We start from the raw sequence: 15046 nt of genomic DNA, 5'->3' as shown, positions 1-15046 counted from the left end.
CGCGCCGCACGCCTTCGGCAACATCGCGGATATAACGACATGAATAGAGACCAAAACTATTATTCGGAATGCGAACAATGTGGCGCACCGCTCGTGAGTCACGACGTTCCCTGCCCCTCATGTCATGCGCGCAGCGTCCCTGCGTACGCCGCGATGGTGCCCACGCTGACCGTGCGACTCACCGACGCGCGGCCGCCGAAAGCGCGGCGCCTACCGGCGCGAAGAGTCTGGAACCCGACACGTGCGCTCGCCAATCCATATGCTGTGGTGGAAGATGCAGCCATCGTGCAGAGCACCTATCAACGGATGCGCGAGCCGCTGGCTCTGGCCGCCTCCGCTCTGATCGTGGCTTCGGCGGTCTACGTCGGCTTCATACACAATCAGGACAGCGATGCAGACGGCGACCCCATAACGGTGTCGGGTGCGATCAGCAGACCGAAGAGCGCGCCGCCGGTCCTGGCGGTGCAGCGTCCTGAAACTGCTGCGCCTGCGCGCTCGACAACGGTCACCGCCGCTCCTCGCGTCGACACGGCGCCCAGGTTGCCAGCGGCAACGACCGCGGAGTCAGCCGCGTTCGCGTCGTTGCCCGCACGCCGCACTGCGCCGGCCGCTTCGGCTGCCGGGACCGTGTCCGCTGCGCCGGCCACCGCCGCTATCACGACTGCATCCGCGCAAGCAAAACGCAATCCGGATGCCGCACCCCCGCTCACCCCAGAAGAAAAAGCGCGTGCCGACCTGGCGCGGCATCTGCGTGCCGCGCGTGCAAGCCTTCAGAACAATAATTTATCTGCGACGAAGGCGCGCGTCGCCGCGGCGATCGCGGTACAACCTCAAAGCCGCGACGCTCAGAATCTGCGCGCGGCCGTTAATACACGCGAACAGCAGCGCGACGCATTGTTGAGTCTTGCGCGAGGCTGCGGCCACATCGGCCGGTGGGATTGCGTGTCGCTCAATGCCGGCAGCGCACTCGGTATCGATTCGAGCAGCAAGGAAGCGCGGCATCTGATGACACTTGCGGCACAGGAGTCGGCGCTAGATAGTGCGCGGACGATCGAGCCGGCAACCGACACTGCGCCCGATACACGCGACATCAACTTGCATCATTAAAGCGCGCCCGGCTCGACGTTTAACGCGCCGACACTGCCGGGCAAACTTGTCGCGCGATTGCGCGATATCGCTCGGCCGTGTCTCTCAGCGTGAGCCCTGCAAGCGATCTCTGCACGCGCTTCTCGCTCAACGCCTTTACGATGGCGTCGGCGTAACCGCTCACGTTGTCGGTGTCGACCAATTGCACGCCGGGGAAACCATTGGCGAATGCGAACGCCGGTATCCTGCTCGCGACGATCGGCACGCCCGAAGCCAACGCCTCCAGAAACGCGACGCTGTGCCCTTCCGAACGCGAAGGCATGACGAAAACGTTCGACTCGGAGAGCACGGTCGCCACATCGCTGCGCGGCCCGGCGACCACGACACGTTCTGCGATGCCCAGTTCTGTTGCGAGCGCAACGACCGCGCGCTGATAGTCGGGGTCCTCGACTACACCGTACAGCACGAGCCGTGCGTCGTCGATCTGTTTGAGCACTTCCCCGAAAGCGCGCACCGTGAGCAGCTGATTTTTTACAGATGCGTATCGGCCGATCTGAACGATCTGCGGAACACTTGCAGCTCGCTGCGCACCGTCTGTAAATGCGAAGCGGGCTAGATCGACGCCGTTCGGCACCACCGTCATCGACGGATGCACTCCGATTGCCTGGATGTAGTCCGTGACGCCTTGCTGCGATACGCCGATCACGACGCTCGCGCGCCCCGACAGAAGATGTTCGATGCGCCGGAACAGCGGGCGCTCGAAATCGTTGGTCGCGGAATGCATGACGTAGACGACAGGCACGCCCAGCGGCAACGCACGCGCGTAGAACGACGGAATAGTCGCATGCGCGAAGATCACGTCTGGGCGGAACCGCCGCACCGCGACGAACAGATTCCACAGTTTGCGTGCCGCGTGGTGCCGTTTCTGTGGAAACCAGCATTGCACGCCGTGCGCCTGCAACTCGCTCGCCAGCGAAGCGAAGTCGTCATGCGCAGGCAGTAGCGACCCCACGCATACCGCCATGCCGCCGGCGCACTGATCGAGCGCGAGGTCTTTCGCGAGCACTTCAGCGCCGGACAAGCGCGGCGCCAGTACGAGATGGAAGACGCGCATCATGCAGTCCTTGCTCTCAAGGTTCTATAAAGCATCCACGCCGCGGCGCAGCCGAGGCCCAGTGTCATCGACCATGCGATACCAGTCACGCCCCACCAGCGAACCGCGAGCGGCGCGCTGATCAGCAGCACCACTACCTGAATCGCCGATGCATGCACAGTCGCTTTTGCATCGCCGATTGCCCGCAAATACGAAACGAGCACCGCGATCAAAGCGCCAACCGCCATATTGATGACAAGTATTCTGAAGAGCGGCACCGCGGGCAGCCAGGCCGCGCCGAGAATCAGCGAGAACATTGGCTCCGCGATCAGCCGCAGCACCTCGACAAACGCGGCGAGCCCGATTGCGGCCGCCAGCAGATAAACCCTGATGAGGCGCGACGCCGCCTTGGGATCGCGGCGATGATGCGCGGCAAAAGTCGGAAACAGGTATTGCGACATCGCGATCGCCGCATCGGCCAGCAGCATCTGCGCGAGACGCGACGACATCTGATAGCCGCCGAGTTGCGCGGGTCCGAGCAGCTTGCCGACCACCACCTTGTCGAACTGGTTGAGCAGCAGGTTGATCACACTGCTCGCCCAGATCCATCGACTGAAGCCGACATACTGGCCAATGCCGGACCACACCGGGCGCACCGGCGGCCTCGGTGTCATGGTGGCCCACGTCAGCACGCTTTTGAGCGATTCGCCGGCGACGAGGCCGATCAGTACCGAAGCGGCGCCCGCGCCGAAGTAAGCGAGTGCAAGGCCGACCGAGCAGTCGACAAACGCCGCAGCAACCTCAACGCCCGCAATATGCTGAAAGCGCCGCTCGCGCTGGACCACGTAGTAGGTCGGCGACGCGAGCCCGCGCAACAGCGGCAGCAACGCGGCAAGCTGGATCAGCACGAGCGATCCGTCGAGATGAAACTGACTGCTCAATAACGGCGCGAGCGCCACCAGTAACAGCGAAATCAATAAGCCACGCGCCGTTAGTGTGGTCCATACCGCGCCGAGCTGCGAGCGCGTCGGTGCGTGCTCGCCTTGAATGACTGCCTGCGCGAGTCCCGTGTCGGATAGCGCCTCGGCAATCGCGACCGCGAGCAAAGCCACGCTCACACTGCCGATCGCCGCCGGCCCGAGCATCCGGCCGATCGCAAGAAATTTGATGGCCACCAGTCCACGCACCGCGAACTGTTGCAATAACACCCATGTCGCCGCGCTCGCGCCGAAACTGCTGGCTATCGAGAGCGCGGGAAGCCTGATCGCCCGCAAGCTGGTTCTCCGTCTAATTGCAGCGCTTTGCAGCGGTTTAACCAGCGTGTCGTGACTCGCTGTGAACGCCGCGGCGCCTGATTGGAATTGGTCCCGCCAGCAAGCTGGCGACGGTTCATGTATCACCGTAAGCAGGACCATACCGCGAGACATTCGCCGTCAACCGCCATCAACCAGGCGGCTTCGGCCCAAGCCTTTGTCTGGTAGTACGTTTACCCACACAACGCGAGAGATAGGTGTTTTTCATGCGGTGGCGAGTGCTACCGTTATTCATCTGACGCCACGGCAGAGCCCGCGGCTCGGGCCATTTCCGCTCGCTGCGGAGAACCCGCTGACGCAATTCGTCCACCCATGCACGCCTATTTTCACTATGCCTACCGACGTGATCGAACCTGACTTTGTCCTGATCGTGGAGCCCAATCTCACCGGCCACCGGTGGCGGTATGCCGAGTGGACGATGCAAGCCTGCGCAGAGGCCGGCTATCCGTGCATTCTGGTCACTGAATGCGCCAACGAAGATCACCGGCTCGCCAAGCAGATCACTGCAGCCAACCGCCCCGATCAGCAGATCGCTTTTGTCGATCCGGACGAAAGCCGCACTCACCGTTTGCGCGAGCGCAATCAGTACTGGCGCTTTCACAACTATTTCCAGCGTGCATATCGCATTCTCAGCCGCACTCAGTCGATCCGGCTGGTCGTCGTGCCCTATGCCGATTATTTCTTCAATGGACTGCCGTTTCTCGGCTCGCCGTTCGGCAAGACGCCATGGGTCGGCATTACGATGCGCTCGACGTTTCATCATCACAAGGTCGGCATCAAGGCGCCCGATCGTCCGCTCGTCAACGCCATCAAGGCACAGTTGTTCAAACGCGCGGTTCGCACGCCGGGACTGCGCACGTTGCTGAGCATCGATCCCACCTTGCCGGAATGGGCGGCGCTCAATACGTCGAAAGACAGTGCAAAGGTCGAGTATGTGGCCGACCCTTTCCCGGATGAACGCGCGGAAGATCCTGCACTCGCGCGCGAGCGGCTCGGGCTCGATCCCGCGCAACGCTACCTGCTCGTGTACGGTGCGATTACTGAGCGCAAAGGCATCTACGAACTCGTTCATGCGATGACGCGTCTCGAGAGCGCCCCCACGCTGATCGTTGCAGGCGAACAGGATCCAGTCACGCGGCACTTCATGCGCAATCACGTTCGCAGTCTGACGCCCGCGCCGCTCGTGCTGGATTCGTTTATCTCCATCGACATGGAGCGCGATCTGTTCTCCGCTTGCGACGCGGTATGGCTCGGCTACAAAGGCCATTACGGCATGAGCGGCGTGCTCGTGCAGGCTTACCGATTCGGCAAGCCGGTAATCGCAACAGAAGACGGGCTGATTGGCTGGTTCAGCAGGCGCTGCGAACTGGGACCGATACTGAGCGACCTGAGCTCCGCGTCGATCGGCAAGGCCATTGCCGAAACAATGACTTCGTGGCCGCACGAACATGCAACGGCGTCGTCGCGCGACAATCTACTGTCGCGGAATACGCTCGGCGAATTCAAGCAAACCTTGCTGCAACAGATGGCGTGATTTAACCGCCATCCGCATGATGTGCGCCGCCGGTCACGCCGGCGCACATCATGCGTTTACTCACGACAACTGCCCGCTGGCCACAGGCACTTCCTCGCGCACCGAGCTGCTGCGCTTTTCCGGAAACAACGCGTTGCGCATTAGCAGGAACGGATATTCGATTGCGCGCGTAGTCACATACCCGATCACGATTGCAATGACGAACTGCGCCGTGAGCGCAACGATCCAGATGACGCTGGGCGCGAAGCCAAGCGCGGTGGCCTTGCGAATCACCATGTCGCCGGGAGCAAGCGCGAGAGAGTGCCACAAGTAGATTCCGTACGAATACAGACCCACCCAGGCGACGCCGCGATAAATCCATGTCGTGCGCAGCGACCCCGAGTACTCCAGAACCAGCACGATCAGCGCCGCAAAACCGAGTGCCTGGATCGTGTATCCAATGCTTTCGTCGAGTGCGATGTTGCTCGTCGCCAATACGAGCCATGCACATAGCAGCGCGACACTCCCGATCAGCAGCCACTTGCGCTTAGCGATCTGGTGATAGATGCCCGGCTTCATCCAGTAGATCGCGGACAGGATCACGCCAATCAGCAAGCTGTCGATGCGGTACTGGGTATAAGCAAACGCCCCTTGCAAGTCGCCGCCTGCCACCGCAAAGCAACGCGCTGTGAGCGTTACCGCACAGATCGCCGACAGTACGCCGATGATCGTCCACGCGCCGAGTCGCAAGCGTGAGAAAAGTAAAAGCAGCGCCGGCAGCACGAGATAAAAATGTTCTTCGACCGCGAGACTCCATGTCTGCGTGATCGAAGTGCCGAGGTAATTCTGCAGATGCGTCATGTTCTGCAAAAGAAATGTATTCCACGGATGCCGGCCGGCCAGCACATGGAACACAATCAGAACGTAATATGCGGGCCAGATACGGAACATCCGCCGTACGATAAAGCGGCGCGCGTCGACATGACCCGTTTCAGCGTATTGCCGAAGCAGCAGGCCGCCGACGAGAAAGCCGCTCAATGTGAAGAAGAGATTAACGCCCTCTCGTCCAAAGTTCTTGAGTGGATACTCGATAATCTGAAGGAGTACATTGTCGGTATGAACAGCGTGAAAGTGAAAGCCCATCACCGCAATGATTGCGATGCCACGAACGAAGTCCAGTTCGATCGCACGTCCGGCTTTCGCGGGTCCCGTCCCGCCAAATAGCTTCATTTTGTTTTCCCCTTTCCGTTTTTTCGGTCGCATCCCCCGTCTTTGCATCTTCGGTGTCGGCAGGTACAAGCGACCGCCAAGATCAAGGCATTCACCGACAATAAACGAGAGCTTGCGTGCGTCTTGCAGGCATAGCCCTTTCCACTGTCGCCAGAATCCAGGCAGGCGGAGACGAACAGCAATTTGCGATATCCGCAAGCACAAAGTTGCGCTCACAATGACCCGACGCGAGACCGTCCGCTTAGACGACGGCAAACGGCGACGGGGAGGAAAAAAGAATGCGCCATCAGTATGCAGCACCTTGGATATGGATTTTTCTATTACCGCTTGCGCTGGACTACAAGGCTACCAACGCGACCACGGGCCATTTCGCCCAATTCATATTCGTCGCTCCAGCAGTGGCAGCGGGGCTCGCCCTCCTGCTCATCGCACCGCGCTTTCACGAGCGCTCCCGGCTTCGCACGATCGTCACCACGAGCCTGCTGTTGTGCGTATTCGGTAGTGTCGTTGCGCAACTCATCCAGGATAACGACGGCGGCAACTATTTACGCGTGCTGCTGCCGTTCATGCTTTTCCTGCTCGGCTATCTTGTCGCGTGCAGACCGTGGAGCGAGCAAAGAATCGCGCAGTTTGAGAAAGCGCTCTTCGCGGCGAACGTAGTCAGTCTCGTGTTCACCTTCGTCTATGGTCTCGCGACGAGCGGCGGCCTCGACGACGCGCGCTTTCGCATCATCTCCGTAACTTTGCTCGGACTGCAAGGCGTGCTGCTTCACGAATTCGTGGTCGCCAAACGCTATTCACCCTTCACCATCGCCGTGTTTGCCGGCACCGTGATCGTCGAACTGCTGAGCGTGACCCGCAGCCTGCTGGTCGGTACGGTGCTTCTGTTCGTGATAGCAATGGCACTGAGCGCGCCGTCGATGCGGCAGATCTGGCGTGCCGTCGCTCGTGGCCTCATGGTTGTCGTGGTGTTGGCGGGCGTGGCGGGTATCGCGGTATTGGCGGTTCCCAATGTCGCGGAGCACTGGACGCAGCGCATTTTCGTGGCGGAAGCAACCATCTCCGGCAAGGATCCGACCACCATCACGCGTCTGGCAGAAATGCGTGACCAGTATGACCAGGTCACCGCCTCGCCGGAAACGCTGCTGTTCGGTGCGGGCTACGGGCACTACTACCGTTATTCGCCGGATTACCTGCCGGACCTTGCAGGCCAGTTCAGCAAGCAGGATTTCTACGCGATCAACGAATGGGCTGCGGGCCACAACTTCTGGGTCTATCAGCTGTTCGCGGGCGGGCTCGTGTTCGGTATCGCGATGCCTCTCGCCACACTCGGCGCGCTTGCGCTCTGCTTCTTCGCCTATCGCTACTGGCGCTCGGTGGTACCCGATGCGCCCATGCTGCCGATACTCGGCCGCGCGATCATGCTGTTCGCCGCGCTGCCGGCCACCTCTATTGGCGGCAATCCACTTGGGCCTCGCTTTTCGGGGCTCGTATTCGGCATTGGACTTGGTTTGATGATTGCCACTTATACGCGTTTGCAGCGCGCGCTGCCGGCACGCGCGAATCGCATGAACGCCGCGCGCCGCATGCGGGCCGCCGCCTCGCCTGACCTGCCGCGCCGCATGCAGCCGGGCATGGGCCGCACAGATGTCGCCAGTACGCTGGGCATGTCCCAGACAGCACGGCTGCCGGGTTCCAACCGACCGGATATCGCGCGATGAAAATCCTACACGTGCTTGCAAGTGTCGATCCTCGCGCCGGCGGTCCGGTTGAAGGCGTTCGCCGTAGCGGCGTGGCCATGCAGGATGCCGGTCATGAAGTCGAAGTTGCCACCTGCGATGCCCCGGACGATCCATACCTCGCGGCTTTTCCGTTCCCGGTTCATGCGTTCGGACCCACGACCAACCGCTACAGCTATAGCGCCTATCTCGCGCCGTGGCTCGCGAATCATGCGAAGCGCTTTGACGCCGTCGTGGTGCACGGCCTGTGGCAATACCATGGCTTTGCGACATGGAAAGCGCTGCATGACAGCGGCGTGCCGTACTACGTGTACACGCACGGCATGCTGGACCCGTGGTTCAAAGAAGCGTATCCGCTCAAGCATCTGAAGAAATGGCTCTACTGGCCGTGGGCTGAGTATCGTGTGCTGCGTGACGCGCGCGCTGTGATCTTCACCACCGAAGAAGAACGCACCAGGGCCCGCCAGTCATTCTGGCTCTATCGCGCTCGCGAGCGCATCGTGCCGTTCGGAACAACGGTGCCCAAGGTCGACGCAGCGTCGGTACGCGAAGCGTTTTTGCAGGCAGTACCCAGCGCACGCGGCAAACGCGTCGTGCTGTTTCTCGGCAGAGTGCACGCGAAAAAAGGCTGTGATCTGCTGATCGACGCATTCGCTCGCGTGGCCAAACGTGACGCGAGGCTACATCTCGTGATCGCCGGCCCGGATGAAACCGGCTGGGCCGCGAGTCTGCGCGCTCAGGCGCAGGCTGCTGGGATCGCGCATCGCATAAGCTTGCCGGGCATGCTGCAGGGCGATCTGAAGTGGGGAGCCTTTTACGCGAGCGACGTATTCGCGCTGCCGTCACACCAGGAGAACTTTGGCGTCGCGGTGGCCGAGGCGCTTGGCTGCGGCCTGCCCGCGTTGATCTCCGATAAGGTCAACGTGTGGCGCGAAATCGAAGAAGACGGCGCGGGGCTGATCGGCCCCGACACCGTCGAGGGCACTGAAAAGAACCTGATTCGCTGGCTGGAACTGGACGACGCTGCTCGTGAAGCGATGCGTGTGCAAGCCGCGCGCACATTCAACGCCCGCTTCAGGATCGAAACCATGGTGAGCGCGTTGACCACTTTGCTTGAAACGAGAGGCGGTCACCACGACGAAGCAGAAAAGACCACGCTCCCCGCTTTTCGCAAAGCCACTCAGCAGGCTCGCTGACATTCCATAAAAAAGGCGGCGCTTATATAAGCGCCGCCTTTTTTTATTCCAGGCGACGCCGCGTCAACCGCGCCGTCGCCTTTTCATTGCACTGCCGGTTCACTGCTCCTTCATCAACGGCGTCAACGTCGAGGCCGCGATCGGCAGCGTCTCTACCGGCGACTGCGCCGGCGCAACACCGCTATTGGCCGCTTCTGCGCGCGTATTGCCGACGACGTTCGGAACGTCGAGTTGCCGGGCTAGGTGGCCGGCGAGCCGCAACGACAGTGCGGCGATCGTAATGGTCGGGAAGTTCGCGCCGACAGTCGGGAACACCGAACTGCCGCCAATGTAAAGATTGCTGATGCCGTGTACCTTGCAATCGCGATCAACCACACCCTCGCGCGGTGAATCATGCATGCGCGTCGTGCCCATGTGATGCCACGTCCCTTCCAGTTTTTGCGGCCAGGCCCTGCCTTCGAGCGGCGCATCGAGTTGGACCTCGGCGACGCGCGCGAGTCGCAATTCCTTCGCTAGCGCATCGAACGTTTTGTCGAAGGTGCGCTTTACCTGGTCGCCGAGGCGCCAGTCGACCTTCACGCGCGGCATGCCGAACTGATCACGCTTATCGGCGGACAGTGTGACGCGGCTATCCGGATCGGGCACTGCCTCGACGATTGCCTGCAGCGTGACGTCGGTGATCAGTGCGGGCCACTGTAACAGCCGCGTCAAGCCATATCCCACCGTATGCAGAGGGTGCGCCGCCATCGTCGCAATGTCGGCCTTCAGGCTGCGCCCCGGCTGGTCCTTGTGCATCAGCGCTTCCTTGCAGCGGATCAACGCCTCCGAGCCCGCACTGCCTTCGCCGTACCACCTCGAATAAAGCCACACACGTGAATTGAGCAGCCTTTCGCGCTCCATCATCTCCGGTCTCGGCGCGAACTGAGATGAGATCTTCGTACCATGCGCCGAGACTGCCGGGTTCTGGTAGTGGTACTTGATGTCATACAGCTTGTTGCGCGCAACGCCCGGCAGGAAACGCACTTTCCCCGACATCATGCGCGGGTGATCCATGAAGTAGCGTCCCACCAGATCGTTCGCGTTGCCGAGTCCCGCCGCCTGCACATTGTTCGAAGCAAGCAGCAGACGCGCGTTCTCGATTCCGCCGGTGGCAAGCACGAAGATGCGCGCCTTCACGGACATCCTGCGGCCGCTGAGCGTGCCGACCTGCACTCCTGTAATCGTCGTGCCTTGTGCATCCGCGTCGATGTTCAGGACGTTCGCGTACAGAAACACGCGCACGCGCGTAGAGCGCGACAGTTCTTCGCGATACACCTTGCCGAAGCGCACCGGAGGGCTGAACTGGGCGACGGTGTCGCGCATATCGCCGGTACCTAGCGGGATGCGGCGCACGTCCGGGCGGCCGATCTCGCGCTCCCAGTAGGCGGGATCGAAGGTTTGGGGGCCGAGCTTCAGCAGATCGTGCGTGCGCGCATAGTATGGCGCGAGTTCGTCCAGACCGAACGGCCAGCCGCTATGCGGAATCCAGTCGCGCTTCTCGAAGTCCCACGGATCGAGCGGGCGGCACCAGCCGCCCCAGCAGTTGCTGCTGCCGCCAAGATAGCGGCTGCGCGAGCCGTCCGCGAACCGGTACGGCAGCCCGGCGTTCTCGCCGCGATAAAGGTCGCGTGTCTCTTCGTCGGGAACAAGGCCACCACTTTCAAGCATGCAGGTATCCACGCCGATCCGCGACATTTCGCGTGCGAGCGTGATGCCCGCGACCCCTCCCCCGATGATGCAAACCGTCGTTTCAATGACCGTGTTTTGCTCGACATTGCGAGTATCGATGAACATCCGCAGCTCCCGTATTCTTCATAATGTTTGTGGGGCGTCGCTGGCTCGCAAGCGAGCGGCTTCGCGAGCAACGCGCCCATATGCCGTGACCGGATGTGCCTTTTTCCGGTTGCCACCACGTCGGTCTCCTCAGCGTATAAACGCTGCGGCTTTACTTCTGTGCTTCAGGTCACGAAAGAAACCGCTTCCGTAAAAAACGGCATGGATTTCCGCCATACACGCCCTCGGCTTCGAGCGAACGATGTACGACAGACAGTGGCGTGACGACTGCCGAGCGGCCGATCGTCACGCCCATTTGCACGACGCATTTCGACGTGATCCACACGCCGTCCTCGATCACAATAGGCGCCACCCGCAGGTCCATCGTGGTGCTCATGTCATGCGAGCCGGCCGTGAGGAACGTCCCTTGAGAGATGCACACATTCGAGCCGATGCGGATCAGCGCCTGGTTGTAGATCCATACGTCGACGCCAAACCAGCACTTGTCGCCGACCTCGAGATTCCAAGGCGCCTTCACGCGCAATGGATGCACGAAACGGCACCCCGTACCGATCTTCGCGCCGAAGAGGCGCAGCAAAGCGACTCGTACGAATGAGAACGGCAGCAGCTTGTTGTTGATTACGCAGGCTTCCACAAAGAACCAGATGAGCTCTACGAGCGCACTGCGCCCCGCGCGGTGATTCCCCTTGCCGGCGAGACTCAGGTCGATGACGCGGCGCTCGGCGGCGTCGCTTTCTGCTTGCGGCGCACATGCGATCCGCGGGTCGTCAGCAATGTTGCCCATCATGTTCCTCCAAACCTTGCCTTCCTGTTGATATACACAGGCATACTGATTATTTTTCTGCGAGTGGCATTGTCCGCCATAGGCGCGTTCAAATGTGTCGGTCCGGGCAAGCGTTTTGGCGGCTACGTGCATGGATTCTGGCGCACGATATCTTCACCACAACTGTATTAACCCGGGGACCACAATGACCACTTCGCTTGAACGTACTGGCGCCTGCATGCTCGTCCTTGCAGCCGCGTGCGCAGGACCGGCGCTCGCCCAGAACACTGCGCCTGCGCGAGCACCGGCAATGACCGCCACCGCACCGACCGGCTATGGCGCGCCCCAGCAAGCTCCCGTCGATCGCCGGGCCGTGCAGCGCAAGCGGGAGCAGAAGCTGCTCGGCGCGCCCGATGGATACGGCGCAGCCGATGCGCAAGGCGGCAATATCGACGACGCGCGCCGCGCGGCCTTGATGGACGAGCAACGCATGACTGTTATCGGAGGCGAGCAAGCCGCCCAGCAGGGCGCTGCGGGTAAGCGCAAGGCGCCTGCCGCAGCCAACGGCCAATTGCGCGTGGCCGACGCGGCTCCCGGCCAAAGGGCGGCAGACAAGCTGCTGCCCCAAGGCGCGGCCAAGGCCGCCTACACCGACCCGTACGCAACGGGTAAGCGTTCCGTCTATAGGTCGCCGTGGTAATCGCGCATTCATGAAAAGGCCGCGTGCCGGTTTAATCCGGCGCGGCATCCTCCGTAGTAGCCGGCTTTGCATGCGGCACCGCCACTGCTGAAGGCCTTGCGTCGAAATATGTCTTGCTCGCTTTCGCACGCCTTCTTCCTGCCGCGCGGCACAGCATTCCAACGCGTTCTTCAAACGTACTGATCGTCGAATCCGGCGACAGCGTGCTCTCCGCATAGTCACGCCCGGCGCGGCCGAGTGCTGCCCGCCGCTGCGAGTCGTTTGCGAGTGCAGTGATAGCGCCGACCAGCGCCTTCACGTTATCCGGCGGCACGACTACGCCACGCGAATGCACCGCTTCGTGAAGCGCCGTGCCGCGCCGTGCCATCGCAATCGTCGCGCGACCGCTCGCGAGCATGCCGGTCAGCTTCGACGGCATCACGAGATCGGCCGCGTCGGCGCGTTGCGGCAGCACGTGAATGTCCGCAAGATTAAGCAGTTCGTTCAAGCGCTCCACCGGCTGCAGCGGAAGAAAGATGCAGTTCGGCAACGCGGCGCAGCGCTTGACGAGGTTCTCTCTCGCGGCGCCGCTACCGCAGAACACGAACGTGACGTCGGGGCGAAACGCGAGCGACGCCGCCGCTTCCGCAAGCGTCTCGATACCCTGCTTTGCGCCCATGTTGCCCGAGTACAGAACGACCTTCTGCTCGTCGGAGATGTTGAGCAGGCTTCGATACTCGCTCGGTCGCGACAGCGGAAACACCGCTGACACGTCGACCCAGTTGGGCAGGCACACCACCTTCGAAGGCTCGACGCCCTTTGTCGACGCGCGCGCGCTCATTTGCCGCGTGATGGACGACACTGCATCGAAGCGACGCAATAACTGGCTCTCGATCCAGCGCGCGATCCGCGCGGCACGCGAGCCTTTGAGCAGGCCGAGTTCAAAAGCGGCGTCGACCTCGTAGTCCTGAATGTGCAGCCACGCGCTTGCGCGGGCGACCCGGGCGAGCGCGATCGTCGCGGGTGCACACATCAAGGTCGGTGCGATCAACAGTACTGCATCGGGGCGCCAGAAGGCCTGCAACGCGAGCAACGGCAAAGAGGTTGCCGCGAAGCTGGCCAGATGAATCATCCGCTTCACGCCGCTCGGGCGTGAAGGCACCCATAGCGGCGCGCGCCATACCGTGACACCGTCGCGCTCTTCCCGACGATAGCGCCACGATGTGTACCCCGAGGAAACTCGCCAATCCGGGTAGTAAGGCGGAGCGCATACCACGCGGACGTCGTGCCCCCGGCTCGCAAGCAGTGCGGCCATTTCTGCCGTGTACTTGCCAGTCCCCGTGAGTTCGGGCGCGTAATTGAGGCCGTAGATCAGGATCTTCATTGTGCGTGTCTGAACGTGTTTAAGGCTGCTATGCCCGACCTCGCGGCGACGCCGCGACGCCCGTCAATCGCTCAGCATCAGCGCACAGCCCCGGGCAATATTGGCGGCTGCAGAAGGCGGATCGAAACGACGAATTACATCCATGCACCGGTGAGCGGCGCCGCTCGCATCGGCGAAAGCCTCCATCGCCTTCAGGAGCGTGCGCTGCAACCCGGCAACGTCGCCGGCGGTAAACGAATAGCCGCTCACTCCATCGACGACGAGTTCCGGCACACAGCCGCAGCTTTCGCTGACCACTGCCGGACAACCGTGCGCGAGCGCCTCGTTCACCACGAGGCCCCACGGCTCGCTATAGCTCGGCAACACCATGCATGTCGCGCCGTAGTACTCCCGCGTGAGCGGCTCGTCCTGCAGACTGCCGGCGAAAGTCACCGCGCCGGTCAGTTGCAGTTCCGCGACCTTCGCGTGCAATGCGTCGGCCATCGGCCCCGTGCCGACAATGCGCAACTGTGCTGCAGGAATACGCTTGCGCAGGCCGGCGAACGCTTCGATCAGCGTGCCGATGCCCTTCTCTTCCGACAGACGTCCCACGTACAGAAAAACCGGGGGATTGCCGGCGCGCGCAGCGACGCGCTCCACTAACGCGCGTTCCGGGGAAAACGACCCGGGCAACGCGGCCGCCTGGCACGGGACGAAAATCTTCTCCCGCTTCGCGCCGAGCGACAGCAAATATTCCCGGCTGCGCTCGCCGAACCCGAAATAGCCGTCGCACAGCGCAAAGAACACGCGCTTTGGAATCGACGTAAGGAGTTTCTTAGGACGATCCCGCGCTGTCGAATCGCAAAACACCGCGCGTCGCTTGCCCGTCACGATGCACGCCGCAAGCATCGCCCAATATTCCGGACGGTGATAGCCGGGAAGCACGATCAGATCGGACTTGGCCTTTAGCACCTCCCACGTGAGCCGGGCGATCATCTTGATTGTCGGCACGTCTTCGTAGCACCCGTCGAACAGCTTCTGCATCGGATACCGATGGTACGAATAATCGACATCGGAGAAGCCGATGCGGTCGTGCTCGGTATCGGCGATCTGGACCATCGAATAGCGAATTGCTCCGGATGCCGAAATATTATGCAGCGCAGAAAAGACGACACCTTTGTGACGCGACCATACGACGTTGTGGAAGATGGTGACTGATGCGGACATTTTTATGCAGC

At 61.8% G+C, this 15046-nt stretch carries 12 protein-coding genes; 5 read left to right on the top strand and 7 right to left on the bottom strand.

What is annotated here, in order from left to right; translation table 11 throughout:
* Positions 1-39: 39 nt before the first annotated feature.
* Positions 40-1107 (top strand): hypothetical protein, encoded by a 1068-nt coding sequence (locus OH764_RS02795; protein WP_498847954.1) that lies wholly within the window; start codon positions 40-42, stop codon positions 1105-1107.
* A gap of 19 nt (positions 1108-1126) precedes the next feature.
* Here OH764_RS02795 and OH764_RS02790 read toward each other — a convergent pair whose 3' ends face one another.
* Positions 1127-2200, bottom strand: coding sequence for a glycosyltransferase family 4 protein (locus tag OH764_RS02790; RefSeq protein ID WP_204521184.1), 1074 nt, complete (start codon positions 2198-2200; stop codon positions 1127-1129).
* Positions 2200-3453, bottom strand: coding sequence for an oligosaccharide flippase family protein (locus tag OH764_RS02785; protein WP_020069795.1), 1254 nt, complete (start codon positions 3451-3453; stop codon positions 2200-2202). The genes OH764_RS02790 and OH764_RS02785 overlap by 1 nt, the downstream gene beginning before the upstream one ends.
* A gap of 370 nt (positions 3454-3823) precedes the next feature.
* On the opposite strand from OH764_RS02785, the gene OH764_RS02780 reads away from it, so the two are divergent.
* On the top strand, positions 3824-5026 hold the full coding sequence (locus tag OH764_RS02780) for a glycosyltransferase (RefSeq protein WP_020069794.1): 1203 nt from the start codon (positions 3824-3826) through the stop codon (positions 5024-5026).
* Between the two features lie 60 nt (positions 5027-5086).
* Here OH764_RS02780 and OH764_RS02775 read toward each other — a convergent pair whose 3' ends face one another.
* A complete protein-coding gene (locus OH764_RS02775; RefSeq protein WP_288824363.1) occupies positions 5087-6235 on the bottom strand; it encodes an acyltransferase family protein in 1149 nt (382 codons plus the stop codon).
* 278 nt (positions 6236-6513) lie between these two features.
* Here OH764_RS02775 and OH764_RS02770 point away from each other — a divergent pair, with 278 nt between their 5' ends.
* Positions 6514-7956 (top strand): O-antigen ligase family protein, encoded by a 1443-nt coding sequence (locus OH764_RS02770; RefSeq protein WP_131317702.1) that lies wholly within the window; start codon positions 6514-6516, stop codon positions 7954-7956.
* Positions 7953-9170 carry a glycosyltransferase family protein gene (locus OH764_RS02765; RefSeq protein ID WP_498847953.1) on the top strand — a complete coding sequence of 406 codons (1218 nt, stop codon included), beginning with the start codon at positions 7953-7955 and terminating at the stop codon, positions 9168-9170. Before OH764_RS02770 ends, OH764_RS02765 begins: the two co-directional genes overlap by 4 nt.
* Before the next feature lie 99 nt (positions 9171-9269).
* On the opposite strand, the gene OH764_RS02760 is transcribed toward OH764_RS02765, so the two are convergent.
* On the bottom strand, positions 9270-11003 hold the full coding sequence (locus OH764_RS02760; RefSeq protein WP_498847952.1) for a GMC family oxidoreductase: 1734 nt from the start codon (positions 11001-11003) through the stop codon (positions 9270-9272).
* Between the two features lie 169 nt (positions 11004-11172).
* Positions 11173-11787 carry an LbetaH domain-containing protein gene (locus OH764_RS02755; RefSeq protein ID WP_498848737.1) on the bottom strand — a complete coding sequence of 205 codons (615 nt, stop codon included), beginning with the start codon at positions 11785-11787 and terminating at the stop codon, positions 11173-11175.
* 184 nt (positions 11788-11971) lie between these two features.
* On the opposite strand from OH764_RS02755, the gene OH764_RS02750 reads away from it, so the two are divergent.
* Positions 11972-12466, top strand: a complete 495-nt coding sequence (locus OH764_RS02750) for a hypothetical protein (protein WP_498847951.1) — start codon at positions 11972-11974, stop codon at positions 12464-12466.
* Between the two features lie 31 nt (positions 12467-12497).
* Here OH764_RS02750 and OH764_RS02745 read toward each other — a convergent pair whose 3' ends face one another.
* The gene (locus OH764_RS02745) at positions 12498-13829 is read right to left on the bottom strand and encodes a glycosyltransferase WbuB (RefSeq protein WP_027777978.1); all 1332 of its coding nucleotides are present in this window, start codon (positions 13827-13829) and stop codon (positions 12498-12500) included.
* Between the two features lie 63 nt (positions 13830-13892).
* Positions 13893-15035, bottom strand: a complete 1143-nt coding sequence (locus OH764_RS02740; protein ID WP_498847950.1) for a glycosyltransferase family 4 protein — start codon at positions 15033-15035, stop codon at positions 13893-13895.
* Between the last annotated feature and the right edge of the window lie 11 nt (positions 15036-15046).

The sequence above is a fragment of the Burkholderia sp. M6-3 genome (assembly GCF_050858985.1).
Taxonomy (GTDB): domain Bacteria; phylum Pseudomonadota; class Gammaproteobacteria; order Burkholderiales; family Burkholderiaceae; genus Paraburkholderia; species Paraburkholderia caledonica.
The sequence above is the reverse complement of the archived record's forward strand: the minus strand, read 5'-3'. Positions and strand labels throughout refer to the sequence as shown.